Origin of the sequence: Pseudoxanthomonas koreensis (assembly GCF_010093225.1) — a bacterium.
Lineage (GTDB): Bacteria > Pseudomonadota > Gammaproteobacteria > Xanthomonadales > Xanthomonadaceae > Pseudoxanthomonas > Pseudoxanthomonas koreensis.
Genome location: NZ_PDWM01000031.1, coordinates 1 through 25,220, shown reverse-complemented (window position 1 = coordinate 25,220; position 25,220 = coordinate 1). Strand labels below are relative to the sequence as shown.

The 25,220-nt window shown below is 71.2% G+C and carries 26 protein-coding genes; 6 read left to right on the top strand and 20 right to left on the bottom strand.

The genetic code is table 11. The features are described 5' to 3' along the window. The first annotated feature begins 52 nt into the window (after nucleotides 1–52). From CSC64_RS10205 to hda, 3 genes are read left to right on the top strand one after another with little or no spacing between them, the layout of a single operon-like run. A complete protein-coding gene (locus CSC64_RS10205; RefSeq protein WP_238390006.1) occupies nucleotides 53–1,129 on the top strand; it encodes a DUF2066 domain-containing protein in 1,077 nt (358 codons plus the stop codon). A 10-nt stretch (nucleotides 1,130–1,139) separates the two neighbouring features. After that, nucleotides 1,140–2,321: an AI-2E family transporter gene (locus CSC64_RS10200; RefSeq protein WP_162435212.1), complete on the top strand. Its 1,182-nt coding sequence runs from the start codon at nucleotides 1,140–1,142 to the stop codon at nucleotides 2,319–2,321. 26 nt (nucleotides 2,322–2,347) lie between these two features. Continuing rightward, nucleotides 2,348–3,028, top strand: coding sequence for a DnaA regulatory inactivator Hda (gene hda / locus CSC64_RS10195; protein WP_162435234.1), 681 nt, complete (start codon nucleotides 2,348–2,350; stop codon nucleotides 3,026–3,028). A gap of 63 nt (nucleotides 3,029–3,091) precedes the next feature. Here the strand turns inward: hda and murU are convergent, their stop codons facing one another. The 4 genes from murU to CSC64_RS10175 form a co-directional block, all read right to left on the bottom strand. Continuing rightward, complete coding sequence (murU, locus tag CSC64_RS10190; RefSeq protein WP_162435211.1) at nucleotides 3,092–3,793, bottom strand: N-acetylmuramate alpha-1-phosphate uridylyltransferase MurU; 702 nt, start codon at nucleotides 3,791–3,793, stop codon at nucleotides 3,092–3,094. Then, entirely contained in the window at nucleotides 3,790–4,803 is a 1,014-nt protein-coding gene (locus CSC64_RS10185; RefSeq protein ID WP_162435210.1) for an aminoglycoside phosphotransferase family protein, read from the bottom strand. The genes murU and CSC64_RS10185 overlap by 4 nt, the downstream gene beginning before the upstream one ends. A 381-nt stretch (nucleotides 4,804–5,184) precedes the next feature. Beyond that, the gene (locus tag CSC64_RS10180; RefSeq protein WP_162435209.1) at nucleotides 5,185–5,454 is read right to left on the bottom strand and encodes a GlsB/YeaQ/YmgE family stress response membrane protein; all 270 of its coding nucleotides are present in this window, start codon (nucleotides 5,452–5,454) and stop codon (nucleotides 5,185–5,187) included. Between the two features lie 168 nt (nucleotides 5,455–5,622). Then, complete coding sequence (locus CSC64_RS10175) at nucleotides 5,623–7,128, bottom strand: M20 family metallopeptidase (protein ID WP_162435208.1); 1,506 nt, start codon at nucleotides 7,126–7,128, stop codon at nucleotides 5,623–5,625. Between the two features lie 216 nt (nucleotides 7,129–7,344). Between CSC64_RS10175 and CSC64_RS10170 the strand changes: the two genes are divergently transcribed. Further along, the gene (locus CSC64_RS10170; RefSeq protein WP_162435207.1) at nucleotides 7,345–7,707 is read left to right on the top strand and encodes a ComEA family DNA-binding protein; all 363 of its coding nucleotides are present in this window, start codon (nucleotides 7,345–7,347) and stop codon (nucleotides 7,705–7,707) included. A gap of 291 nt (nucleotides 7,708–7,998) precedes the next feature. Further along, nucleotides 7,999–8,595, top strand: coding sequence for a HutD family protein (locus tag CSC64_RS10165; protein WP_162435206.1), 597 nt, complete (start codon nucleotides 7,999–8,001; stop codon nucleotides 8,593–8,595). Here the strand turns inward: CSC64_RS10165 and CSC64_RS10160 are convergent. From CSC64_RS10160 to CSC64_RS10095, 14 genes are all read right to left on the bottom strand, one after another. Further along, nucleotides 8,589–10,238, bottom strand: coding sequence for a sulfite reductase subunit alpha (locus CSC64_RS10160; RefSeq protein WP_238389997.1), 1,650 nt, complete (start codon nucleotides 10,236–10,238; stop codon nucleotides 8,589–8,591). The two genes, CSC64_RS10165 and CSC64_RS10160, sit on opposite strands and share 7 nt — an antisense overlap. Next, nucleotides 10,235–11,209, bottom strand: coding sequence for an FAD:protein FMN transferase (locus CSC64_RS10155; protein ID WP_238389995.1), 975 nt, complete (start codon nucleotides 11,207–11,209; stop codon nucleotides 10,235–10,237). The genes CSC64_RS10160 and CSC64_RS10155 overlap by 4 nt, the downstream gene beginning before the upstream one ends. Before the next feature lie 26 nt (nucleotides 11,210–11,235). Continuing rightward, nucleotides 11,236–12,099 carry a DUF4198 domain-containing protein gene (locus CSC64_RS10150; RefSeq protein WP_162435205.1) on the bottom strand — a complete coding sequence of 288 codons (864 nt, stop codon included), beginning with the start codon at nucleotides 12,097–12,099 and terminating at the stop codon, nucleotides 11,236–11,238. 139 nt (nucleotides 12,100–12,238) lie between these two features. Then, nucleotides 12,239–12,754 carry a DUF2271 domain-containing protein gene (locus CSC64_RS10145; protein WP_162435204.1) on the bottom strand — a complete coding sequence of 172 codons (516 nt, stop codon included), beginning with the start codon at nucleotides 12,752–12,754 and terminating at the stop codon, nucleotides 12,239–12,241. A gap of 13 nt (nucleotides 12,755–12,767) precedes the next feature. Next, the gene (locus CSC64_RS10140) at nucleotides 12,768–13,415 is read right to left on the bottom strand and encodes a PepSY-associated TM helix domain-containing protein (protein ID WP_238389993.1); all 648 of its coding nucleotides are present in this window, start codon (nucleotides 13,413–13,415) and stop codon (nucleotides 12,768–12,770) included. Between the two features lie 159 nt (nucleotides 13,416–13,574). Next, nucleotides 13,575–15,977 (bottom strand): TonB-dependent receptor domain-containing protein, encoded by a 2,403-nt coding sequence (locus CSC64_RS10135; protein ID WP_162435202.1) that lies wholly within the window; start codon nucleotides 15,975–15,977, stop codon nucleotides 13,575–13,577. A gap of 376 nt (nucleotides 15,978–16,353) precedes the next feature. After that, on the bottom strand, nucleotides 16,354–16,689 hold the full coding sequence (locus CSC64_RS10130; RefSeq protein ID WP_274381669.1) for a non-heme iron oxygenase ferredoxin subunit: 336 nt from the start codon (nucleotides 16,687–16,689) through the stop codon (nucleotides 16,354–16,356). Beyond that, on the bottom strand, nucleotides 16,686–17,228 hold the full coding sequence (locus tag CSC64_RS10125) for a GNAT family N-acetyltransferase (protein ID WP_162435201.1): 543 nt from the start codon (nucleotides 17,226–17,228) through the stop codon (nucleotides 16,686–16,688). The genes CSC64_RS10130 and CSC64_RS10125 overlap by 4 nt, the downstream gene beginning before the upstream one ends. Before the next feature lie 97 nt (nucleotides 17,229–17,325). Beyond that, entirely contained in the window at nucleotides 17,326–18,564 is a 1,239-nt protein-coding gene (locus CSC64_RS10120) for a cysteine desulfurase (RefSeq protein ID WP_162435230.1), read from the bottom strand. A 32-nt stretch (nucleotides 18,565–18,596) separates the two neighbouring features. Beyond that, nucleotides 18,597–19,904, bottom strand: coding sequence for a Fe-S cluster assembly protein SufD (sufD, locus tag CSC64_RS10115; protein WP_162435200.1), 1,308 nt, complete (start codon nucleotides 19,902–19,904; stop codon nucleotides 18,597–18,599). Continuing rightward, on the bottom strand, nucleotides 19,904–20,668 hold the full coding sequence (gene sufC / locus CSC64_RS10110; RefSeq protein ID WP_162435199.1) for a Fe-S cluster assembly ATPase SufC: 765 nt from the start codon (nucleotides 20,666–20,668) through the stop codon (nucleotides 19,904–19,906). The genes sufD and sufC overlap by 1 nt, the downstream gene beginning before the upstream one ends. Before the next feature lie 71 nt (nucleotides 20,669–20,739). Continuing rightward, nucleotides 20,740–22,218 carry a Fe-S cluster assembly protein SufB gene (gene sufB, locus CSC64_RS10105; RefSeq protein WP_162435198.1) on the bottom strand — a complete coding sequence of 493 codons (1,479 nt, stop codon included), beginning with the start codon at nucleotides 22,216–22,218 and terminating at the stop codon, nucleotides 20,740–20,742. Between the two features lie 16 nt (nucleotides 22,219–22,234). Next, nucleotides 22,235–22,693: an SUF system Fe-S cluster assembly regulator gene (locus tag CSC64_RS10100; protein WP_162435197.1), complete on the bottom strand. Its 459-nt coding sequence runs from the start codon at nucleotides 22,691–22,693 to the stop codon at nucleotides 22,235–22,237. Nucleotides 22,694–22,783: 90 nt separating this feature from the next. Further along, the gene (locus CSC64_RS10095) at nucleotides 22,784–23,362 is read right to left on the bottom strand and encodes a c-type cytochrome (protein WP_202922358.1); all 579 of its coding nucleotides are present in this window, start codon (nucleotides 23,360–23,362) and stop codon (nucleotides 22,784–22,786) included. A gap of 193 nt (nucleotides 23,363–23,555) precedes the next feature. Between CSC64_RS10095 and CSC64_RS10090 the strand changes: the two genes are divergently transcribed. Next, a complete protein-coding gene (locus tag CSC64_RS10090; protein ID WP_162435196.1) occupies nucleotides 23,556–24,023 on the top strand; it encodes an SET domain-containing protein in 468 nt (155 codons plus the stop codon). 7 nt (nucleotides 24,024–24,030) lie between these two features. Here CSC64_RS10090 and CSC64_RS10085 read toward each other — a convergent pair whose 3' ends face one another. Together CSC64_RS10085 and CSC64_RS10080 are read right to left on the bottom strand one after the other, a co-directional pair. Further along, on the bottom strand, nucleotides 24,031–24,570 hold the full coding sequence (locus CSC64_RS10085; protein ID WP_238389992.1) for a hypothetical protein: 540 nt from the start codon (nucleotides 24,568–24,570) through the stop codon (nucleotides 24,031–24,033). Nucleotides 24,571–24,658: 88 nt separating this feature from the next. Continuing rightward, nucleotides 24,659–24,952, bottom strand: a complete 294-nt coding sequence (locus CSC64_RS10080; protein ID WP_162435195.1) for a DUF3861 family protein — start codon at nucleotides 24,950–24,952, stop codon at nucleotides 24,659–24,661. Between the last annotated feature and the right edge of the window lie 268 nt (nucleotides 24,953–25,220).

Sequence of the window (25,220 nt, the reverse complement as noted above, 5' to 3'; positions counted from 1 at the left end):
CGTCCGCATGCGAGCCAGTCGCGCCCTCCCCGGGCCGCCCCCCTTCCCGTGGATGCTGCGCCTCCTGTCCGCCGCGCTGTGCCTGTGCGGGCTGCTCGTCCTCGCCATGCCCGTGGCGCGGGCGCAGGCCGGGCTGCGCACCGAGGGCGACGTGGCCGCCGCGCAGGGCCTGTACTCGGCCGAGGTGCCGGTCAACAGCCAGACCGCCGACGCGCGCGAGGCGGGCTTCGCCCGCGCCCTGGCCCGGGTGCTGGAGAAGCTGTCCGGCGACGCCGGCATCGTCACCCGGCCGGGCGTGGCCCAGGAGTTGCGCAACGCCAAGGCCTACGTCGACAGCTACGACTTCCGCCAGGACCAGGGCGTGTCGGCGAGCGGTGCGCCGACCTTCCGCACCGTGCTGGTGGTGCGCTTCCTGCCCGAGGTGGTGGACTCGATGGCCGCCGCGCTGGGCCTGCCGGTGTGGCCGCAGCCGCGGCCCAAGCCGGTGCTGTGGCTGGCGATCGACGACGGCAGCGGCGCGCGCCTGCTCAGCACCGGCCAGGTCAACGCCGCGCGCAGCGTGCTCGACCGTGCCCAGGAGCGCGGCTTCCGCCTGGGCCTGCCGGCGGGCGACGCCGCCGAACAGGCCGCGGTCGGCGCGATCTGGCGCGGCGATTCGGCTGCGGTGGCGCGCACCTCGGCCCGCTACAGCCCGCCGATGCAGCTGATCGGCAAGCTCTACCGCAGCGGCGCCGGCTGGACCGCGGACTGGACCTTCGTCGATTCCGGCCGCGTGCTGGCGACCCGCTCGGTCAGCGACAGCGATGCGCGCCGGGCCATGGCCAGCGGCGCCGACCTGGCCGCCGAAGCGCTGGTGCAGCGCTACGCCAAGGTGCCGCCGTCCGAGCCGGCCGGTACCTACCGGGTGGCCTTCACCGGCCTGCACAGCGCGGACGATTACCTGCGCGTGTCGGCGATGCTGCAGAAGATGCCGGTGGTGCGCCGGATCGCCCCGGCCCGCGCCGACGGCGACCGCGCCGAGTTCGACCTGGACCTGCTCACCGGCATGGCCGGCTTCGACCGCATGCTCGGCGCCGACGCGCCGGTGGTGGCGGTGGAAGGCCTGCAGGCGGAATACCGGATCCGATGAGGACGACACGATGAGCGCCAACAGGGAAGAAGCGCCCGAATTCGAGATCGCCCGTTTCCTGCGCCAGCTCAGGTGGCTGGCGGTGGCCGCGGTGGTGGTGTGGCTGGTGCTGCTGCTGGGGCCGATCCTGACCCCGTTCGTGCTCGGCGCGCTGCTGGGCTGGCTGGGCGATCCGCTCGCCGACCGGCTGCAGCGCCGCGGCCTCTCGCGCAACCTGGCGGTGACCGTGGTGTTCGGGGCGATGTCGCTGGTGGTGGTGGTGGCGCTGCTGGTGCTGGTGCCGCTGCTGGAACGCCAGGTCGTGACCCTGATCGATGCAGCGCCCCAGTACCGCGACTGGATCCTGCAGACCGCACTGCCCTGGGTGGAAGGCAGGACGGGGCTGGACCTGGTCGGCTGGCTCGACACGGAACGGCTGACCGAATGGGTCAAGACCCACTGGGCGCAGGCCGGAGGCGTCGCCACGGCGGTGTTCGGCTACCTGTCGCGCTCGGGCGTGGCGATGCTGGCCTGGGTGGCCAACATCGTGCTGCTGCCGATCCTCACCTTCTATTTCCTGCGCGACTGGGACCTGATCGTCGCCCGCGTCGCCTCGCTGGTCCCGCGCGACCACGTCGTCACCGTCACCCGGCTGGCACGCGAATCCAACGACGTGCTCGGCGCGTTCCTGCGCGGCCAGTTCCTGGTGATGCTGGCGCTGGGCGCGATCTACGCGATCGGCCTGCAACTGGTCGGGCTCAAGCTGGGCATCCTGATCGGGGTGATCGCCGGGTTGATCAGCTTCATCCCGTACCTGGGCGCGACCACCGGCGTGGTCCTGGCGGTGGTGGCCGCGCTGGTCCAGGCGCAGGGCTTCGACGCGCAGCTGCTGGTGCTGGTCGGCGCGGTGTTCGTGACCGGGCAGATGCTGGAGAGCTACGTGCTGACCCCGCGCATCGTCGGCGACAAGATCGGCCTGCACCCGATGGCGGTGATCTTCGCGATCATGGCCGGCGGCCAGCTGTTCGGCTTCGTCGGCATGCTGCTGGCGTTGCCGGTGGCGGCGGTGGCCAACGTGATGCTGCGCTTCGCCCGCGAGCGCTACCGGCAGCGCGACCTGTCCACCGGCGAGCATCCGGCGATCGTGCTCGATCCGTACGTCGATGCCGGCAGTGTCGAACAGGCCGCGGGCCGGAGTCCGGAGCAGTCGTAAGTTCCCCGCCCGGGCCCACGCCCCAGCTGCCGCTGTCGCGGCGCTCCCCGCCGGACCAGCGCCTGGAGAGTTTCATTGCTGCGCCCGAAGGCGCGCTCGGCCTGCTGCGCGCGCTGGCCCGCGGGCCGGGCGCGGACTGGCTCTACGCCGAAGGCGCCGCCGGCACCGGCAAGACCCACCTGGGCCGGGCGCTGTGCGCCGAGGCCGAGCAGGCCGGGCGCCGCGCCGCCTACCTGCCGCTGCGCGCGGCGGCGGGCCGGCTGGGCGAGGCATTGGAAGCGCTGGATGCGGCCGACGTGGTCGCGCTCGACGGCCTGGACGCGATCGCCGGCGACCGCGCCGATGAGGTCGCGCTGTTCGACTTCCACAACCGCACCCGCGCCGCCGGGCGCGGCGTGCTCTACCTGGCCGCGGCCGCGCCGGCGGCGCTGCCGCTGGTGCTGCCCGACCTGCGTTCGCGCCTGGGCCAGTGCATCCGCATCGCGCTGCGCCCGCTCGCCGACGCCGGCCGGCGCGAGGTGCTGCGCGACCGCGCCCGCCGTCGTGGCCTGGTGCTGGAGGAGGCAGCGATCGCCTGGCTGCTGCCCCGCCCGGGCCGCGACCTGCCGCAACTGCTGGCCCTGCTCGAGCGCATCGACCGCGAGTCGCTGGCGGCGCAGCGGCGGGTCACGGGGCCGGTCCTGCGGAGCGCGCTCGGGGCGGAGTAGCGGTTCTCCTCCCGCAGGCTGGAAGGGGAGGGGGAGCAACTCCCGTGGTCGTGGCGGAGGAATTCAGCGGGTTGTGGCGCGCAGTTGCGCGTCCAGCGCTTCGAGGCGCGCCGGCGTGCCGACGTCGGTCCATTGCCCGCGATGGTGTTCGCCGCTCGCCGCGCCGCGCGCCATCGCCCGGCGCAACAGCGGCGCCAGCTTGAAGCGCGGAAGCGTGCCCGGGTCGCCGGCGACGGGGTCGCGCCAGCCGGCCAGCAGGGCGGGGCGGTATACGCCGATGCCGGAGAAGGTCAGCTTCGCCGCGCCGTCGGCTTCGATCCGTCCGTCGTCGCCCAGCACGAAGTCGCCGCCGGGATGGTGTTCCGGGTTGTCGACCAGCACCAGGTGCGCGTCGCCGCGCGGCTCGCGCGGCAGGCGGGCGAAATCGTAATCGGTCCAGATGTCGCCGTTGACCGCCAGGAACGGCGCGTCGCCCAGCAGCGGCAGGGCGTGCAGCATGCCGCCGCCGGTTTCCAGCGGTGATGGCCCCTCGTAGCTGTAGTGCAGGCGCAGGCCCCAGCGTGATCCGTCGCCGAGGATTTCGGGAAAGCGCGCGGCCAGCCACGAGGTGTTGACCACCACGTCTTCCACTCCGATCGCGGCCAGCTTTTCCAGGTGCCAGGCGATCAGCGGCCTGCCGCCGGCTTCCAGCAGCGGCTTGGGCGTGTGGTCGGTGAGCGGGCGCATGCGCTCGCCTAGCCCGGCGGCGAACACCAGCGCCTTCATGCCGGTGCCTTTGCCGCGAGCGCCGGACGGATGCGCGCATCGAGCAGCCGGCGCAGGCCATCAAGCTGCGGATGCCGCGGCAGCACCTCGTCCAGGTAGGCGATGAAGCGCGGCACGTCGGCCAGGTACTTCGACTTCCCGTCGCGGTAGTGCAGCCGCGCGAAGATGCCCAGGATCTTCAGGTGCCGCTGGATGCCCATCCAGTCCGCATCGCGCAGGAACACCTCCAGCGCAGGCACCGGCAGCCCCGCCGCCGCGGCGCGCGCGTGGTAGCGCGCCAGCCAGCCATCCACCCGCGGCAACGGCCACGACAGGAACGCATCCTTGAACAGGCTCATCGCGTCGTAGGCCACCGGCCCGCGCACGCAGTCCTGGAAATCCAGCACCGCCGGCCCCGGCTGCACCGGCATCAGGTTGCGCGGCATGAAGTCGCGGTGCACCAGCACCCGCGCCTGGCCCAGCGCGTTGTCCATCAACCGCCGCTGCGCCAGCTGCAGTTCCTCGACCCCGCCGCAGTCCAGTTCGATGCCCAGGTGCCGGCGCAGGAACCACTCCTCGAACAGCCCCGCATCGCGCTGCAGCAGCGCCTCGCCGAATTCGCCCATCCCCTCCGGCGGCGCGATCGCCTGCAGCCGCAGCAACTGGTCGATGGCCGCATCGAACCACGCATCGGCATTGTCCGCATCGATCACCTGCGCCAACGTCGGCCCGCCCAGGTCCTCCAGCAGCAGGAAACCGTTGTCGACATCGCGCGCCAGCACCCGCGGCACCCGCACCCCGCCGCCCTCGAGCAGGTCGCGCATCGCCAGCCAAGGCCGCACATCCTCCAGCCCCGGCGGCGAATCCATCACGATCCGGCTCGCGCCCATGCCCCGGCTGCGCCAGTAACTGCGGAACCCCGCATCCACCGACGCCCGCTCCAGCGTCGCCCCCGGCTCGCCCAGCGCACCGCGCGCCCAGTCCAGCCGCTGCACCTCGCGCGCGGGAACCACCTCACCGGAAGGAGTCATGGAGTGATCAGGAAAGAAGCCATCGCAGCGCACAGCGTAAACCGCCACGCCGCCAAGCCGCCATGACCTGGCAACGCCCAGGCGATGCATCGGAATGCGGAGGCGCCAGCGCCTTGATCAAGGCGCCAAACCGCAGGCATCGACCCGGAAGTTCGCCGAGGGCCGTCGTCGCATGGGGATATGGCCCAAGTGGCACATGGATGTGCCACGGCCCTGAGTAAAGACAGGATGTCGTCCCGAAGGGTGGGCCATATCCCCATGCGACGGCGGACTCCTCCCGGAGCCGACGCCCCCGCTCCAGGAAACGCGGACGCCTGCCGGAGCCGACGACGCCCCCGCTCCAGGAAACGCGGACTCCCAGCGGAGCCCGCGCCTCGAACCTCAGCCCCGCTTCTTGCGCAGGACCCCGTACAGGACCAGCAGCACGATCGCCCCGACCACCGACGCGATGAACCCCGCCGGCTCGCCCGGCGCATACCAGCCGACCAAACCGCCGACCCACCACGCCGCCAGCGCACCGGCGATGCCTAGCACGATCGTCCACAACAGGCTCAGCTTGTCATTGCCCGGCTTGAGCGCACGCGCCAGCAGGCCCGCGACCAGCCCGATGAAAATGGTCCAAATGATGCCGCCACCGAAGATCTGTTCCATCTGGAAACTCCGCTTGGGTGAATGGGGGCACTCCGAAGCGTAGCAAAAAGGGGACGGAGGCAATTAAGCAAGGCTGCTTAATTGCCTCCGTCCCCTTTTTGCACCTTTTGCAAACGGAAGACGCCGGGACAGGCCCGGCGTCTCCGATCACCGCATGGCAGGCGGCTTTCAGCAGCAGCCGTGGTCGCCGTGCTGCTCGCCACCGGCCACCGCGCCCACACCCGTGGTCTCGCCGCGCACGCTGGCCCGGTAATGCTCCGCGATCACCTGCGACACGCACTGGGTGACCTTCTTGCCCATCGGGATGTGCAGGAACTCGTTCGGCCCGTGCGCGTTGGAGTGCGGCCCCAGCACGCCGGTAATCATGAACTGCGCCCCCGGGAACTTCTCCCCGAGCATGCCCATGAACGGGATCGTGCCGCCTTCGCCCATGTACATCGCCGGCTTGCCGAACGCGGCCTGCGAAGCCGCCTCGATCGCGTCGGTCAGCCACGGCGACTGCGCCGGCGCGTTCCAGCCGGTCGAAGCCTTCTCCAGCTCCAGCTCGACCTTCGCCCCGTTCGGCGGATCCTTCAGCAGCACGTCCTTGAGCAGCTCGCCGGCGCGCTTGCCGTCCAGGGTCGGCGGCAGGCGCAGCGACAGCTTCACCGCGGTGTGCGGGCGCAGCACGTTGCCGGCCGAGGACAGCGCCGGCATGCCGTCCACGCCGGTCACCGACAGCGCCGGGCGCCAGGTGCGATTGAGCACCAGCTCGGTGAGGTCATCGGACATCGGCGTCATCCCATCCAGGAACGGGAACTTGCTGAAGACCTCGTCGCCGAGCACGCCGGCGACCTTGCCGGCCTGCTCCAGGCGTTCGGCCGGCACTTCCACGTACAGGCCCTCGACCTTGACCTTGCCGGTGTCCTCGTCCTCCAGCCGCGACAGCAGCTGGCGCAGCAGGCGGAAGCTCGACGGCACGATGCCCGAGGCATCGCCGGAGTGCACGCCTTCGCTGAGCACCTTCACCGTCAGGTTGCCGCCGGCCAGGCCGCGCAGCGAGGTGGTGCACCACAGCTGCTCGTAGTTGCCGCAGCCCGAGTCCAGGCACACCACCAGCGAGGGCTTGCCGATGCGCGGGGCGAGGTGGTCGACGTAGGCCGGCAGGTCGTAGCTGCCCGATTCCTCGCAGGCCTCGATCAGCAGCACGCAACGCGCGTGCGGCACGCCCTGCTGCTGCAGCGCCTGGATCGCGGCCAGCGAACCGAAGATCGCGTAGCCGTCGTCGGCGCCGCCGCGGCCGTACAGCCGGTCGCCCTTGAGCACCGGGATCCACGGGCCCAGGTCGGGGTCCCAGCCGGTCATCTCCGGCTGCTTGTCGAGATGGCCGTACAGCAGCACGGTGTCCTCGCCGACGCCCTGGCCGGTGGCCGGGACTTCGGCGTAGATCAGCGGCGTGCGGCCTTCCAGGCGCACCACCTCGACCTGCAGGCCGGGAATGGACTGGGCGCGGGCCCACTTCTCCATCAGCTCGACCGCCGCATCCATGTGGCCGTTGGCCTGCCAGTCCTTGTCGAACATCGGCGACTTGTTCGGGATGCGGATGTAATCGACCAGCTGCGGGACGATGTCGTCGTCCCATTTCCCGTCGATGAACCGGCCGGCGGCGCCGGCGTCGAGGCGGATGTCGTCCATGTGCGGATCCAGGAATGGGGGAAAGCCCATTCTACGCCGCCGCCCCTGCGGGGGAATTTCCTACGGGTAAACGGGTGCGCGGTCCTGCCCGGCGAGGCGGATCCGGCGATGGGCGCGTCCTGCGCGGCGCGCAAGACTGCGATTGCCGTGCGGGCCGGATGCCCGTGGCGGTATCGATCCATCGACAAGCTGACCACATCGACAAGGAGTGTTGCCATGAAGCTGTTCCCGTTCGTGTACAGGATGCTGCTGCTGGCCGTGCTGATGGGCGCGGGGGTGGCCTGGGCCGCCGACAAGGTCGACATCAACAGCGCCGATGCGGCGCAGCTGGAGCAGGTGCTGGTGGGCGTGGGCCCGGCCAAGGCCGAGGCGATCGTCGAGCACCGCAAGGCCAACGGGCCGTTCAAGAGTGCCGACGAGCTGGCCCTGGTCAAGGGCATCGGCCTGAAGACGATCGAGCGCAACCGCGACCTGATCACGGTCGGCGGCGGGCGTGCCGCGCCGGCCGCGGGCAAGCCAGCGAAGGCAGCGCCGGGTGCCGCGGCCACGACCCCGGCCAAGCCGGTGGCCCGGCGCTGAAACGGCGCCTGGCCGCCCGCGCGTGCGTCCTGCGTAAGAACAACAGCAAACAGGCCGCGGTCGCAGGAGCGCCGTGGCTGGGGAATCCGGGGGCGGCGGATCGCGCAGGGAGGCGCGGCCCCGCCCACGGGCAGGGATGCGGCGGAAACGGAGGCGCGGAACCACGGCCGGATGCCGACATGGAAGTACCGTCGCCCGGTGCTGCACAGGACGTGCCGCCGGGCGATTCCTTGTGGCCAGCCTCTCCGGCGATCCGCGCAGGCATCGGGCCGGCTGCTGCAGAATGCAGGCATGGACGGACGCGATTTCCTCGCCATTCCCGCCACCGAGTACCGGCGCACGCGCTGGCGCAACGGCCGCGGCTGGACCCGCGAGATACTGGCGCTGCCAGACAATGACGCCTGGGACCTGCGCCTGTCGATCGCCGAGGTCGATGCGGCCGCCGACTTTTCGCCGTTCCCCGGCGTGGAGCGCGAACAGGTGCTGCTGCACGGCAACGGCCTGGAGCTGCATTTTGACGACGGCGAACGCCTCGACCTGCTGCCGCCGCACCAGCGTGTGCGCTTCGATGGTGGACGGGCGGTCACCGGCATCCCCGTGGATGGCCCGGTGCAGGTCTTCAACCTGATGTGGCGGCCGGAGGCCCTCACTGCGCTGCTGCTGCACCGGCCACTGGTCGGGTCGATGTGGTGCTTCTGCGATGCGCGCACGGCGTGGGCGGTGCACGTGCTGGCCGGGTCGGCGCGGATCGGCCTGGAGGGGCGCGGCCAGGCCGTGCTGGCCCAGGGCGACAGTGCCTGGCTGGCGGACGGCGAGGGCAGGCGGCGCTACTCGATCGAGGGCGCGGGCAGCCTGCTGCTGGTGCAGGTGCAGCGGACCGCTCAGTAGACGTCGCGGCGGTAACGGCCTTCGCTGCGCAGTGCCTCGCGGCGCTCCTCGCCGAGCACCTCGGCCAGCACCGCGTCCACCGCCGGCGCCATGCCGCTGGCGTTGCCGCAGACCAGTATCGTGGCGCCACGGTCGACCCATTCGCGCAGGATGTCGCCGGCTGCCTGCAGCCGGTGCTGGACGTAGGCGGGCGCTTCGGCGTCGCGCGAAAAGGCCAGGTCCAGGCGGTCCAGCCAGCCCTGCGCCTGCCACTGGCGCAGGTCGTCGTCGTAGAAGCGGTCGTGGCCGGGGCTGCGTTCGCCGAACAGGAGCCAGTTGCCGCGGGCGCCGGCGGCGATCCGGGCACGCAGGTGCGCGCGCAGGCCGGCGATGCCGGTGCCGTTGCCGACCAGCACCAGCGGCCGGTCGGTCGCCGGTGGATGGAAGCCGGGGTTGCGGCGCAGGCGCAGGTCCAGGGGCTTGCCGGGCAGGGCGCCGTCGCACAGCCAGCCACTGCCCAGCCCGGGGCTGCCGTCGGCGCGGGTCATGCGCCGGACGAGCAGGCGCACCTGGCCTTCGTCGGCGGTGGAGGCGATCGAATACTCGCGGTGCGGCAGCGGCCGCAGGCTGTCCACCAGCGCCTGCGCGGACAGGGGCCGTGCCAGCGTGTCGGCGGCCGGTAGTTGCAGGCGTGCGAGCGCGCCGGCCAGCGGCTCGCGACCGCGGGCGGTATCGACCGGGGCATCGCCCGGCAGCCGCAGCGCCTTCAGCAGCGCTTCGATGGTCGGGCGCGGATTGCGCGGGCCGATCTCGGCGATGTCGCCGGCCTGCCACGATGGCAGCGGCGCGCCGTCGGCCGGCACCAGCACGAGGTCGAATACCGGTGCGCCCGGGCTGCCGGGGTTGAGCAGGGTGCGCGACCGCAGCGTCCACGCTTCGTAGGCCGGCGCGGTCCAGTCGGGCAGGTCGGCGACGCCGCCGATGCGGCCCACTTCGTACTGCCAGTGGCGCAGCGCGGCTTCGTCGGCGTTGTCCACCTCGATGCGGTCGAACAGGGCGCGTGCGCCGCGCCCGCGCAGCCATTCGTCCAGCTGCCGGCCGAAGGCGCAGTAGTCGTTGTATTCGCGGTCGCCCAGTGCCAGCAGCGCGTATTCCAGACCGTCCAGCGCGGCCGCCTGCGCCATCGTGCCGCGCAGGAAGGCCAGCGCATGGTCCGGGGGATCGCCTCCGCCGGTGGTGCGGGCGATGAACAGGGCGCGGCGGGGGCGGCCCGGCAAGGCCGCGGCGCCCGGGTCCAGCGGCAGCGCCAGCACCGCCTGGCCGGCATCGCGCAGCATCGCCGCGCTGCGTTCGGCCAGCACCTGGGCGAAGCCGGTCTGGCTGGCCCAGGCGACCAGCAGCGGCGGTCCGCCGTCGCCGACTGCGTCGCCGGACTGCACCTTGCGCGGCGACCGCAGGAACCAGGCGCAGAAGCCCGCATACGCCAGCAGCGCCGACCCGGCCAGCCACCAGCGCTGCGGTCGCGGCGCGGCTGCCCACCAGGCATCGTCGTGCAGCGGCAGCAGCAGGCAGGCAGCGACCACCAGCAGCGCGACCAGCGCCAGGTTGCCCAGCAGCGACCAGGGCATGCCGCCGCGCGCGGAGGTGGCTGCGCCGCCGCTCATGGCGCCAGGTGCGCCTTGAAGGCGCCGGTCATGGTTTCCTCCAGCCCGGCGCCGGTGCGGGCCACGAAGCGCGCGGCCAGTGCGTGGGCGCTGGCGAATTCCAGGCCGGCCGCCGCGCCCATCACCGTCAGCGCGGTGGCCCAGGCGTCGGCGTGCATCGCGTCGGCGGCGACCACCGTGACCGCGGCGGCGGCATCGGCCACCGGGGTGCCGCTGCGCGGGTCGATCGTGTGCGTGTAGCGGCGGCCTTCCTGCTCGAAGCGGTGCCAGCGGTCGCCGGAGGTGGCCACCGCGAGGTCGTCGAGCACGAGCACGCGCGGCGGCAGTTCGTCCACGCCGGCGCCGGCGTCGGCTTCGGACTCCACCAGCACGCGCCAGGGCTCGCCGTCGGGCTTGCGCCCGTAGCCGCGGATCTCGCCGCCGACCTCGACCAGCGCGGCGGCCACGCCGCGATCGCGCAGGTGCGCGGCGGCCAGGTCGGCACCGTAGCCCTTGGCGATCGCTGACAGGTCCAGCTGCACGCCGCCGGGCTGCAGCAGTTGCCGGCCTTCGTCGCGGCGCTGCAGGCGTTGCCAGCCGGCGTGCAGGCGCGCCTGCGCGATCGCTTCCGGCGACGGTATGCGCCGCGGCGTGCCGGTGCTGCCGAAGCCCCACAGGTCCACCAGCGGGCCGACGGTCGGATCGAACGCGCCATCGCTGGCGGCGGCCACTTCCAGCGCGCAGTCGAGCACCGCGGCGAACTCCGCGGGCAACGCCTGCCAGCTGCCGGCCGGTGCGCGCCGGTAGCGGCTGATGTCCGACTCCGCTTCCCAGGGGCTCATCTGCGCCACCACCCGGTCCAGCTGCTGCTGGATGCCGGCGTGCAGCGCGTGCAGGTCGGCACCGGCGCGCACGTGCATGCGCGCGCTCCAGCGCGTTCCCATGCTCTCGCCGCCGAGGCTGGCGAGGCTCCCGGCGGTCGCCTGTTCCATGGACTGCGTCGTGGTCGCGCCGGCGCTTACTGCGGCAGCACTTCCAGCGTGGCCACGTAGCCCAGCCGGCGGCGCTTGGCCTGCGGCACGCTGGTCTTCGCGTCCTCGATGCTGGCTTCCAGCCAGTACATGCCCGCTTCCGGCCAGGTTACGGCGAAGCTGCCGTCGGCGCCGGTCTTCACGCTGATCTCTTCCTGCGCGTTGCGGTAGCGGGTGGCGCCGCGGACGATCTCGACCTCCAGGCCGGCGGCCGGCTTGCCGTCGACCATCAGCTTGAACTTCGCTTCCTCGCCGGCGAACAGGTCGTTGGGATGGGTCACCGGCAGCAGTTCCAGGCCCTTGCCGGTCAGCTTGACCTCGCTCGGCGAGCCGTTGCTGACGAAGGTCTCCACGCGGCTCACGCCTTCGGTGACCTGCAGGTTCTTTGCATCCTTCGGCACCTTGGTCGCCAGGTCTTCAGGCGTGGCGTTGCGCAGGAAGCCGCCGCGCGGGCCCGGGCCGCCGGGCCCCTGGCCCTGCGTCGCGGCGGCCGCGGCGGCCAGGCTTTCGGCGGTGTCCCAGCGCGCCGACAGGCCGGCGTTGACGTTGGCGATGCGGTACGTGCCCTGCTGCGCCAGCGCCACGTCGAACACGCTGCGGTACTTGCCGGTGCTGCCGTTCTGCGGCTTCAGCACGCTGCCGTCGGGCGCGGTGATGGTGACGTTGTCCAGCCGCATCGGCACGTGGTCGGGGTAGTACAGCTGGTTGGAGACCGCGGCATCGACGGTGACGAACGGCTCATTGCCGGCGACCACGGTGGCCGAGGGCAGCAGCCACTGCTTGTGCGCGGCGGCGCCGAAGGATGCGAGCAGCGAAGCGATGGCGGTGGCGAGGACGAGGGAACGCTTCATGGGAACCTCCATAGGTGTCCGCGGATGCCGCGGCAGGTACTGGATGCGGGTTGCGGGATTTCGTGGCGGGTACTGGATGCGGGTGCGCGGGCGTCGCGCGTGCTGGATGCGGCGGTGCGCGACGTCGCGGCGCGGCCACTCAGGGTTTGGTGGCCAGCGTGACCGCGCCGAGCTCGCTGCTGCCCTGGGCCTTGCCCGACTGCGGCGCCTTCGCCGGCCAGGAGAAGGGGATCTTCACCAGTTCGCGGCCGCCGACTTCGCGCACGGCCTCGACCACCAGGGTGTACTCGCCCGGCGCCAGGTCCCTGAGCTGCGGCTGCGACTGCGCGAACGAGACCACGTGCCTGCCGACCGGACGGGTGGGCCCGGTGACGCCGTCCACCGGCACGTCCAGGCTGCGGCCGGACTTGCGCCACCACTGGCGCAGGTCGGGCAGCCACTTGGTGCCATGGCCTTCGGCGGTGTCCTTCATCTGGTACCAGACGGCCAGGTTCGACGCGACCTTCTGGTCGGCGCCTTCGAGCCAGATCGCCACGTAGGGGCGGTGGTACTCGGCCACGTTGAGCTTGGGGATCTCGACGCTGACCTCGAGCTCGGCCGCGTAGGCCGGGAGCGTCAGCAGGCCGCTGACCGCGATGAACAGCTTGACTCGCATGGAACGGACCTCGTCAGTGGATGAAGAGCAGGGCAAGCAGCAGCGGCACCACCAGGCCCAGGCCGACCAGCGGCCAGGTGAGCCGGCGCTGCCGCGCGTGCAGGTGGAGCAGGAACAGCCCGGTGATGCAGAACACCAGGCAGGCGATCGCGAACACGTCGATGAACCAGCCCCAGGCCGGCCCCGCGTTGCGACCCTTGTGCAGGTCGTTGAGGTAGGACACCCAGCCGCGCCAGGTGCGCTCGAACTCCACCGCGCCGGTCTCGCGGTCGATGCTCAGCCAGGCGTCGGTGCCGGGCGAGGGCATCGAGACATACGCCTCCTCCGCCGACCATTCGGCCGGGCGTCGCCCCGGCGACACCTCCAGCGCATCGCCCAGCCAGCCGGCCACCTCCGCCGGCAGCGGTGCGTTGCCTTCCTCCGGCGCCTGCGCCAGCAGCGCCAGCAGCGGCGCTGGCAGCTCGACCGTGCGGTTGTCCACCCGCGGCTGCGCCTCGATCCTTGCAGCGTGGTTGAGGGTGACGCCGGTGGCGGTGAACAGCAGCATCCCGACCAGGCACACCGCCGAGCTGATCCAGTGCCACTGGTGCAGCTGGCGCAGCCAGAAGCCGCGGCGGCGCTGGGCGGAAACGGGATCGTGCTGGGCCTGGGTCGCGGTCACGGCATGGCGGGAGAGGGGGGACGGGAAGTATAGGCGATCAATGAGAATTGTTCTCATTGATCGCCTGGGCTCCGGTAACGCCCGTGGGTCCGGACGGTTGACATGCAGCGGGGCAAGCCCCGCAGCATGCGCGCGCCGGCCCGTTCCGCGGCCGCGGGGTCAGAAGCTGAAGTTCAGGCCGATCCAGATGTTCCGGGCCTTGTCCTTGTTGTTGTAGTCGTCCTGCGCCGACAGGGTCCAGCTGCCGTCGCCGTTGTCCAGGAACGAGTACCCGTAGCTGGTGAAGTCGCGGTCCAGCAGGTTGTTGATCCGCGCGTTGAGCGTGAGCCATTCGGCGAACTGGTACGAAGCACCCAGGTGCAGCACTTCGTAGTCCTTCCAGTACTGCGGCTCGCCGGTGGTCGCATCCACGCCGCGATAGCGCTTGGAGCGGAGTTCGCCCGACAGGAACATGCTGAAGCGGTCGCTGGCCTGCCAGTCGAGGGTGGCGTTGGCCATGTGCCGGGCGCTGTTGCCCAGCGGCAGGCCCGCGGACGGACCGCTCTTCTGCTCGCTGTCGGTGTAGGTGTAGTTGGCGCGCAGGCCGAAACGCTCGGCGAACTGCCAGCGGCCGGCCAGTTCGGCGCCCTTGACCACCGCTTCGTCGATGTTCACCGGCACGTTGCCGGTGACGTAGCCCAGGTCGGCGTACTCGCCGGTCGGGCAGGCCTGGGCCAGGCCCGCGCCGCAGCTCTCGGTGGACAGCTTGTCGTCGAACGCGTTGTGGAACAGGGTGGCGTTGAAGTTGTGGCCGTCCGGGTGCTGCCAGTACACGGCCAGTTCGGTGCTGGTGCTGGTTTCCGGCTGCAGGTCGGGATTGCCGAACAGCGGCAGGGTGCCCTGGCCGCCGAAGCCGGTGATGCCGTCGTACAGCTGCGTGGTCTTGGGGGTCTTGAAACCGGTGCTGACGCCGCCCTTGACCGTCCACTGTCCGTTGATGGTGTAGACGCCGTACAGGCGCGGGCTGACATGGTCGCCGAACACTTCGTGGTCGTCGTAGCGCAGGCCGTAGGTGATCGCCAGCGGCTCGATCACGTACCAGGTGTCCTCGGCGAACAGCGAGTACATGTTGTGTTCCTGCACCGCGCTGGGAGTGCCGGCTTCCATGCCGAACACGCCGTCCTCGAGTTCGCCGCGGATCACCTGGGTGCCGAGCACCGCGGTGTGCTCGCCGCGCCACTGCCATGGCATGTCGAGCTTGCCGTCCAGGGTGTACTGGCGGCTCTCGAGGGTGCGCCCCGGGCGCGGCAGGAAGGTCGATTCCGCCAGTGCGCGGCGGTCGGCAAGGCTCATGCCGGCGTAGGCGCCGGTGCCGTCGATCATCGCCAGCAACTGCTCGCGCTCGGCCACGGTGAACGGCTGGGTGCGGCCTTCGTTGTTGGTGGCGATGTGCTGCAGCGAGACCACGCTGTTGCCGAAACCCCAGGTGCCGTCGTGGCTGAGCGACCAGCTCTCGCGGGTGAACTCCTGGGTCGGGCCGTAGCCGACGCGCGGGTTGGCGCGGCGGCCCCAGGTGCCGCCGTTGGCGGCGCAGGCGGCGGCATTGGCGCCGGCCGCACCGAGGCAGGCGTTGCCCGCCGCCCAGATGCTGGCGAGGCTGTCCACGGTGCCGACCGGGTACTCCTCGACGCCGGAGTCGTTGATCTTGGTGCTGTTGTCGTATTCCTGGCGCGAGGCGTCGTAGTCCAGGCTCAGGTTCTGGTTCTGCGCCAGCGTCCAGTCCAGGGTGAAGCCGGCCGCCTTGTTGGTGTTGTCCACGGTCTTGCCACCGCCGCCGAAGCCCAGCGGGCGGTTGTGGATCTGGCCGGCGGGGTCGGTCACCGGCGCGTACACCGGGTTGGAGGCATCGCGCTGGTACCAGCTGCCGCGCACGCCGAGGTTGAGCGCGCCGGGCACCAGCGGGCCGGTGACGAACAGGTCCACGGTGGAGTCGTCGCCGAACTGGTCGTCGGTCTCGAAGGTGTGGCCGAGGGTGATCGAGCCGCTCCAGGTGTCCAGGTTCCTGCGGGTGATGACGTTGATCACGCCACCCATCGCGTCGGCGCCGTACAGGGTCGAGGCAGGGCCGCGGATGATCTCGATGCGCTCGATCGCGTCCAGCGGCGGGATGTGGTTGAACTGGTTGCCGCCGAAGTTGTTCGGGTAGATGTCGCCATGGTTGTTCTGGCGCTTGCCGTTGACCAGGACCAGGGTGTAGTCGGCGCCCATGCCGCGGATCGAGACCGTGCCCTGGCCGGTCTTGTCGCGGGTCTCGCCCACGTCCACGCCCTCGATGTCGCGCACGGCATCGAGCAGGGTCATGTATGGGCGCCGCACCAGGTCCTCGCGGGTGATGACGCTGATGCTGGCCGGCGCGTTGGTGATCTTCTGCTCGAAGCCTGCGGCGGTGACGACGACGGTGCCGAGGTCGGTGGCCTCGATCGCGGGCTCGGCCAGGGCGGGCAACGGCGTCGCGAGGGCAATGCCCAGCGCGGTGGCGAGGGTGGCTGGAGGCAGGGCGCGGAAGCGTGATTGTGTGGACATGGATGGTTTCGTGCAGGGGGGGAGAGAAGGCGGCGCGGCATGCGCGGCAGCGACCATGGACTGGCCGCGGCTGCGGATGGGGGCGGATTCGGATTCGGTGGGCGGAACTGCGGTCGTGCCTGCCCGCGACGCGGCCAGGGGGCGCGGGAGTCAGGAGGCCGGAGGCGCCTGGCTGGGACGCAGGCGCAGCTGCGGGGCGACCGGCATCGCCGGTCGCGCGCAGCGGGAGTCGTGCGGGCGGCTCAACTCTGCGGTTTGCAGCGGATCTGGCAAGGAGGCCTCGGTGGGATCCACCGGAAAGCGGATCGTGAGGCTCCATTCTAAATGGGAATAATTATCGAACGCAAACGCGAAAGGTTCTTGATGGCGATGCCCGTCAGCCGCGGTCGTCGCGGGTCCAGATCCCGCCGTGTTCGAGCTTGACCGGGAATTTCGCCACCCCCGTGTACGCCGGCGCGCACAGGGCGCGGCCGTCGCGGATATCGAAGCGCGCACCGTGCAGCACGCATTCGATGCTGCCCTCGGCCGGGTCGACGGCGCCGGAAGACAGTTCGAAGTCCTCGTGGCTGCAGCGGTCCTCCAGGGCGTAGAGCTCGCCGTCGAGGTTGACCACCACGATCGGCGTGCCGGTGACCTCGTCGAACACCGGGCGCATTTCGCCGGGCAGCAGCTCGCCGCTGGCGCAGACGAAGGTCCAGGCGGGCGCGTTCACGCTGCCGCACCCGCATGCAGGTCCTTCTCCAGCACCTCGAAGCGCAGGTCGTCGCGCAGCGGGATGCCGAAGCGCTCGTCGCCGTAGGGGAAGGGCTTGTGGATGCCGGTGCGGACGTAGCCGCGGCGCTGGTAGAAGGCAATCAGCGCGTCGCGGATGTCGATCACGGTCATGCGCATGCGCGGCAGGGCCCAGTCCTCGCGCGCGATGCGCTCGGCCTCGGCCAGCAGCGCCTTGCCCACGCCACCGCCCTGCAGGTCCGGGCGCACCGAGAACATGCCGAAGTAGCCGGCGCCGTCCTCGTCGGCCACGTGCGCGCAGGCCAGCAGCGCGCCTTCGCGTTCGGCCAGCAGCACCACGCTGCGCGGGCGGGCGATATCGTGGCGCAACACGTCCGGCTCGATGCGCTGGCCGTCGAGCATGTCGGCTTCGGTAGTCCAGCCGGCGCGGCTGGCATCGCCGCGGTAGGCGGAGGTCACCAGCTCGACCAGGGCGGGGATGTCGGCCTCGGTGGCCGCGCGGAAAACGAGTGGTTCCATTCCCGTATTGTAGAGCGGGGCTTGCCCCGCTGCTCCTGTTCCCCGCTCCCAGCCCCCGCTCGATCGGAACGGCAAGCGCAGCGGGGCAAGCCCCGCTCTACGCCAGCAGGCGGCGGGTCTTGTCGAGGGCGGCGACGAAGCGGTCGATCTCGTCATGGGTGTTGTAGAAGGCCAGCGAGGCGCGCAGCGTCGCGGCCACGCCGAAGTACTGCAGCAGCGGGTGCGCGCAGTGCTGGCCCGAGCGCACCGCCACGCCCTCCAGGTCGAGCAGGGTGGCCAGGTCGTGGGCATGGGCGCCGTCGACCAGGAACGAGATCACCGCCGCCTTGCCGGGCGCGGTGCCGATGATGCGCAGGCCGGGGACGGCCTGCAGCGCTTCGGTGGCATGCGCCAGCAGTTCGGTCTCGCGCGCGGCGATGTTGTCCATGCCGATCGATTCAAGGTAGTCGACCGCCGCGCCCAGGCCGACGAAGCCGGCGATGTTCGGGGTGCCGGCCTCGAAGCGGTGGGGCGGGTCGTTGAACACGGTCCCTTCGAAGCTCACCTCGCGGATCATCTCGCCGCCGCCGAGGAACGGCGGCATCGCCTGCAGGTGCTCGCGCCGGGCCCACAGCGCGCCGGTGCCGGTGGGGCCGCACATCTTGTGGCCGGTGACCGCATAGAAGTCGCAGCCGATCGAGGGCACGTCGAGCTTGAGGTGCGGCGCGGCCTGGGAACCGTCGACCACGGTGACGATGCCGCGGCGGCGCGCCTCGCGGCAGATCTCGCGCACCGGGTTGACCGTACCGAGCACGTTGGAGACGTGGCCCACGGCCAGCAGCTTCACGTCCGCGGTCATCGCCGCATGCAGCGCGTCCAGGTCCAGGCTGCCGTCGGGGAGGATCTCGGCGACCCTGATCTTCGCGCCGGTGCGCTGGGCCACCAGCTGCCAGGGCACGATGTTGGCGTGGTGTTCCATCCGCGAGACCAGGATGGTGTCGCCTTCCTTCAGCCGCGGCAGCGCCCACGAATAGGCGACGAGGTTGATCGCGAAGGTCGTGCCGCTGCACAGCACCAGCTCGTCGGCGCGCACGTTGAGAAAGCGGGCCAGCTTGCGGCGCGCGGCCTCGTAGGCCTCGGTGGCCTCGGCGCCGAGCGCGTGCACGGCGCGGCTGACGTTGGCGTTGTGGCGGCGGTAGAACTCGTCCTGCGCGGCGATCACCGGCAGCGGCTTCTGCGAGGTGTTGGCGTTGTCCAGGTAGACCAGCGGCTTGCCGTGGACTTCGCGCATCAGCAGCGGGAAGTCGGCGCGCACCCGCGCCCAGTCCACGCTGCCGTTGCCTTCGTGCCGGACCATCGCGGCGTCGTGTACGGCGGCGGCCTGTTCGTTCACGCGGCGTCTCCTTCGCCCAGCGCGGCCGCCAGGGCGGCGTCCAGGCGCGCCAGCAGCAGGCTGCGCAGGCCGTCGTCCTCCAGCGCCAGCAGCGGCTCGCGGCAGAAGGCCACGGTCAGCAGGCGCCGGGCCTGGGCCTCGGGCAGGCCGCGCGAGCGCAGGTAGAACAGGGCATTGGCGTCGAGCTGGCCGACGGTGGCGCCGTGCGCGGCCTTGACCTCGTCGGCGTCGATCACCAGCACCGGCTGGGTGTCGACTTCGGCGTCGGCCGACAGCAGCAGGTTCTTGTTCGACAGCGCGGCGTCGGTGCCGTCGGCGCCGGCGCGGATGTGGATGCCGCCGTGGAACACCACCTTGCTGCGGCCATCGGCAATTCCGCGCCAGAGCAGTTCGCAGCCGGTGTCGCGGGCGATGTGCTCGATCCCCAGGCGGGTATCGACGTGGCGGCGGCCGTCGCCGAGCAGCACGCCATTGGCGAGCAGCTTCGCGCCGTCGCCTTCCAGGCGCACGTTGAGTTCGTGGCGGGCCAGGGCCGCGCCGAGTTCCAGGTCGAAGCGCCGGTACTGCGCCTCGCGCGCGAGCACCGCGTCGGTGCGGGCGAAACGGGTGGCTCGGGCGGCGTCCTCCTGCACGCGCGCGTGGCGGACCACCGCGCGCTGGCCGGCGTGCAGGTGCAGCACGTCGTTGGCGAGGTGGGCATGGTCGCCGGCGGCGAGCTGGTGCTCGACGATGTCGAGCCTGGCGTCGTTGTGCAGCTCGATGAAGTGGCGCAGGTGCCAGGCGCGGTCGCCGGCCTGCGGCACGCCGACGAAGACCAGGTGCAGCGGCGCCCCGGCGTGGACGCCGGCATCGACGCGGACCACCGCGCCGTCCTCGGCCAAGGCGGCGTTGGCGCGGGCGAAGGGTTCGTCGCGGCGCGGGTAGCGGCGCAGCAGGAAGTTGGCGTCGCGCGGTTCGCCCTTTGCGAGGACCTGCGACAGCGCTTCCACGCTCACGCCACCCGCCAGCCCGGACAGGTCGCTGTGCGCGGCATCGAAGCGGCCGTTGGTGAAGACCAGGCGCGGCGCCGGGATCGCGGCCAGCAGGGCGGCGTCGAACGCCGGCGGGGCGGCGTCGGCGGCTGCGAAGGCGCGCCGTTCGAGTGCGCGCAGCGGCGTGTACTTCCACGCTTCTTCGCGCGGACCGGGCAGGCCGTCGGCGAGCAGTGCGTCGAGCGCCTCGCGGCGGCCTGCGCCGAGCTGCTGCACGTCGGGCTCGCGCAGCGCGGCGAAACTGTCGCGGAACGAGTCGAGCAGGGCGCCCATCAGGCCACCTGTTCCGGGGCGACGCGGTCCTTCAGCCAGGCGTAGCCGTGCTTTTCCAGTTCCAGCGCCAGCTCCGGGCCGCCGCTCTCGACGATGCGGCCGTCGGCCAGCACGTGGACCACGTCCGGCCTGATGTACTCCAGCAGGCGCTGGTAATGGGTGATGACCAGGAACGAGCGGTCCGCGGCGCGCAGCGCGTTGACGCCGTCGGCCACGGTCCTGAGCGCGTCGATGTCCAGGCCGGAGTCGGTCTCGTCGAGGATCGCCAGCTTCGGCTCGAGCACGGCCAGCTGGAAGATCTCGTTGCGCTTCTTCTCGCCGCCGGAGAAGCCCTCGTTGACGCCGCGGTGCAGCAGCTCGTCCTTCAGGTGCAGCACGGCCAGCTTCTCGCGCACGCGCTTGAGGAACTGCATCGAGTCCAGCTCGGCCTCGCCGCGCGCCTTGCGCTGGGCGTTGAGCGCGCTGCGCAGGAAGTAGGTGTTGTTCACGCCCGGGATCTCCACCGGGTACTGGAAGGCCAGGAACAGGCCGTCGGCGGCGCGCTGCTCCGGTTCGAGTTCCAGCAGCGGCTTGCCGTCGAATTCGACCGTGCCCTCGGTCACGTCGTAGCCGTCGCGCCCGGCCAGGATGTTGCCCAGGGTGGACTTGCCGGCGCCGTTGGGGCCCATGATGGCGTGAACTTCGCCCGGCTTCACGTCGAGCGAGAGGCCCTTGAGGATTTCCCGGCCGGCGATGCTGGCGTGGAGGTTGTCGATCTTCAGCATGGTGGTTTTCCGTGGGACGGGCCGGGCCCGCCTGGTGTTCGAATGCGTTTGCAGGGGAGATGGAGCCGGGCTCAGCCGACCGAGCCTTCCAGAGAAACTTCCAGCAGCTTCTTCGCTTCCACCGCGAACTCCATCGGCAGTTCGCGGAAGACCTGCTTGCAGAAGCCGTCGACGATCAGCGAGACCGCGTCCTCGGTGGAGATGCCGCGCGAGCGGCAGTAGAACAGCTGGTCGTCGCTGATCTTGGAGGTGGTGGCCTCGTGCTCGACGGTGGCGCCCGGGTTCTTCACCTCGATGTAGGGGAAGGTGTGGGCACCGCACTGCTTGCCGATCAGCAGGCTGTCGCACTGGGTGTAGTTGCGCGCGCCGTCGGCATTGCGGTCGACCTTGACCAGCCCGCGGTAGGTGTTCTGGCCGCGCCCGGCGCTGATGCCCTTGGACACGATCTTGGACTTGGTGCGCTTGCCGACATGGATCATCTTGGTGCCGGTGTCGGCCTGCTGGCGGTGGTGGGTCAGCGCCACCGAGTGGAATTCGCCTGACGAATCGTCGCCCAGCAGCACGCAGGACGGGTACTTCCAGGTGATCGCCGAGCCGGTCTCGACCTGGGTCCAGGTGACCTTGCTGCGCGCGCCACGGCATTCGGCGCGCTTGGTGACGAAGTTGTAGATGCCGCCGCGGCCTTCCTCGTCGCCCGGATACCAGTTCTGCACCGTCGAATACTTGATTTCGGCGTCGTCTAGCACGACCAGCTCGACCACCGCCGCGTGCAGCTGGTTCTCGTCGCGCATCGGCGCGGTGCAGCCTTCCAGGTAGGAGACGTAGCTGCCTTCCTCGGCGATGATCAGGGTGCGCTCGAACTGGCCGGTATGCCCGGCGTTGATCCGGAAGTAGGTGCTCAGTTCCATCGGGCAGCGCACGCCCCTGGGGATGAACACGAAGCTGCCGTCGGAGAACACCGCCGAGTTCAGCGCGGCGAAGTAGTTGTCGCCGTGCGGGACCACGCTGCCGATGTACTTCTTCACCAGTTCGGGGTGCTCGCGGATGGCCTCGGACATCGAGCAGAAGACGATGCCCTTCTCGGCCAGTTCCTTGCGGAAGGTGGTGCCCACCGAGACCGAGTCGAACACCGCGTCCACCGCCACCCCGGCCAGCTTGGCCCGCTCGTGCAGCGGCACGCCGAGCTTGTCGTAGGTGTCCAGCAGTTCCTTCGGCACCTCGTCCAGCGACTTGTACTTGGGGCCCTTGGGCGCGGAGTAGTAGCTGATCGCCTGGAAGTCGATCGGCGCGATCTTCAGCTTGGCCCAGTGCGGCACCGGCATGTCCAGCCAGCGGCGGTAGGCGTCCAGGCGCCACTGCGTCATCCACTCCGGCTCGTCCTTCTTCGCGGAAAGCGCGCGGATGGTGTCCTCGTCCAGGCCCGGGGGCAGGGATTCGGATTCGATTTCGGTGACGAAGCCGGCCTCGTAGCGGCGGCCCAGGCGCTCGAGGATCTCGGCGTTCTGCGGCGGCGCTTCGGCGGTGGCGGTGGTTTCGGTTTCGGTGGCCATGGGGCTGCCTAGGGGTTCAGCTGGCGATGCGCACGGCGATCTCGCGCCGGCGCGTGGTGGGAGTGGTGGGCGGTGGCGGGCGCAGCATCTGCGCCAGGGTCACCCCGCGCAGTGCGTCGGCGACGACGTCGTTGATCAGGCGCCAGTTGGCGCGTACGCCGCACTGGTGGGCGATGCCGCAGTTGCTGTCGTGCTGGCTGCATTCGGTCATCGCCAGCGGGCCTTCCATCGCCTCGACGATCTCGATCAGGCTGATCGCGGCCGCGTCGCGGCTGAGGCGGTAGCCGCCGTGCACGCCGCGCAGGCCCTCGACCAGCCCGGCCTGGGCCAGCGGCTTGAGCAGCTTGCTGACGGTGGGCGGCTCCAGCCCGGAATGCTCGGCCAGCTCGGCCGCGCTCAGCACCTGGCCCCGGCGCGTGGCGAGCACGGTCAGGACCACGGTGGCGTAATCGGTCAGCTTGGTGACGCGGAGCATGGCGGGGTGGGGGGGGATGAAAGCGTACCGAAATTGTACGCTTTTGCCCCGGCCCGGCCAAGCCGGCCGGACGCGCCGGCCGGCGGGGCTTCAGGGAGTGTTCGCCGCGGCCGTGGCGCCGCCGGGGGCAGGCGGCAGGACCAACGCCAGTACCGGCGGAGGTGGCGTTTGCCCGGGTGGCAGCGCGGCGGGCGCGCGTTCACCGGCCGGGCCCAGGCCGCGGATGAAGCGGTACAGGGCGCGGCGGTCCTCTTCGGTCATTTCGCGCAGGGCGAAGTCCGGCATGATCGGCCGCGCGCGCAGGTGGGCGCTGTATTCCAGCCACTGCGCCTCGTCCATCTCCTGCATGCGCAGCCGCAGGTTGGTCGCGTAGGTGGTACCCCAGGGGCCGTTGTAACCCAGCGGCGCCGAACCGGTCAGCCACTGCTCCTTCGGCACCTGGCCCTGGCGTTCGGCGTAGCCGGCGGTATGGCAGTCGTTGCAGCCGGCGATACGGACCAGGTATTCGCCGCGTGCGACCAGGTCGACGGCGGGCGCGGCCGCGGCCGCCGGAGTTGCAGCCGCCACCGGGACGGTCGCGGTGGCCGCCGGCTGACAGGCGGACAGCAGGCACGGGCTGGCCAGGCACAGGGCGATGGCGATGGCCTGGCGGATGGGACGGACTTGCATGGAAGCGCTCGCGTGTGTGGATGACAGGCTGGTTAACGCCCGCAGCACGCCCACGAGGCCAGCATGGACGCGCACCATGGCGACGGTCCGGGTGACTTCCGCCACGGGTGCGCCGGGCCCCGCGGAGGGAACGACTTGGGCTGCGCGCCGCCATCGGCGAGAATCGGGGTTCCTCCCCATCGCCGGAACCTGCATGTCCCGCAAGATCGCCGCCCGCAAGTCGCCCATCCACGGCAACGGCGTGTTCGCCGTGGCACCGATCCGCAAGGGCAAGCGCCTGATCGAATACAAGGGCAAGCGGCGCACCCACGAGGACGTGGACGCCGGCGATTCCGGCGACGTCGACAGCGGCCACACCTTCCTGTTCACGATCAACGACGAATACGTGATCGACGCCAACCATGGCGGCAACGATGCGCGCTGGATCAACCACAGCTGCGCGCCGAACTGCGAGGCGGTGATCGAAGAACACGACGGCAAGAACCGGCGCAAGGACCGGGTCTTCATCGAGGCGATCCGCGATATCGCCCCGGGCGAGGAGCTGACCTACAACTACGGCATCACCCTGGCCGAGCGGCACACGCCGCGGCTGAAGAAGATCTGGGCCTGCCTGTGCGGCTCGCCCGAGTGCACCGGGACGATGCTCCAGCCCAAGCGCTGAGCGCTGCTCAGTCCAGGACCGGATGCAGCGAGGCCGAGGTGATTTCCCAGCCGCGTCCATCGATGGTGGAGCGCAGCCGGTACGAACCGGCGACCTGCGCAGGACCGTCCACCGTGTCCAGGCGCAGGCGCACCGGGATCTCGAACGCGCGCGGCGGCGATTCGCGGTCCAGCGCCTGCGGCGGGTCGTTGCGGACCTGCATCGAACGCAGGCCGTCGATGCCGCGCAGCAACTCGTCACCAGCCGGCGACCCCGGACGGCCGCCGGACCAGTAGGCGTCGGCGCGGCTGCGGTCGCCCGCGGGCAGTGCGCCGAGGTAGGCGTGCAGGGTGGACGCGGCGAGGTTGGCCGCGCGCGCCGCCGCCTCGCCCGCGGCCGCACGGGCGGTATCGGCGGGCACCGGGCCTGCCGCCGGAACGGACAGTTCCGCTTCCGCCGTCACGGTAGCGGTGGTGTCCGCGCCGGGGTCGCGCTGGCAGGAGCAGTGCGCCAGCGGCAATGCCAGCAGCAGGATAACGGTCAGTCGCAGCGAGGGCCGGGAGCGCATGGTGCTTCGCCGGTGTGGGCTTGCGGCGCAGGATAGCGCGCCGGTCGCGGGGATGGCGTTGCCCGCGTGGAGTGGCGTCCGGCCGGCGTCAGGATGTGCCGATGTGCTGCAGCAGCGCCGCCAGCGGCGCGCGCAGGTCCTGCAGCGGGTCGCCGTCGCCGCGCGCGCGGCGCGCCAGCCCTTCGAGCAGGCGGGCGCCGACCAGCAGCGCCGCGCGTTCGTCGCCGGCGAAGCCCGGCAGGCGCTGGCTGCCTTCGAGCAGGCGCATCCAGTCTTCGCCGCTGGCGTGGTCGAACTCGATGCTGCAGCGACCGCGGCAGGGGAGGCCGTCGTTCTCGACCGGGGTGACGGTGATCCGGTAGCGGTTTGGGCGGGAAGCCATGGCGTGGGAATCGTGTCCGGGGGATGCATCCAAGATAGGTCCCCGCGGCACGCGGAACGAGGCGCGTGGCCACGATGGTCCGTTCCACCCGGGTGCCCCGGGGTGGCGGGAACGCGGCGGAATGGCGCCTTTCCTGGATGGCCCGGAGCCAAGGCAAAGGCCAAGGCGTCCAGTTGCGTCGGCTCCGGTGGGGGCCGCCGTTCTGCCGCATTGGGGGTCGTCGCTCACGTCGGCGTCCCTGCCTCAGTTCGCGAGCGCGGCACATCCC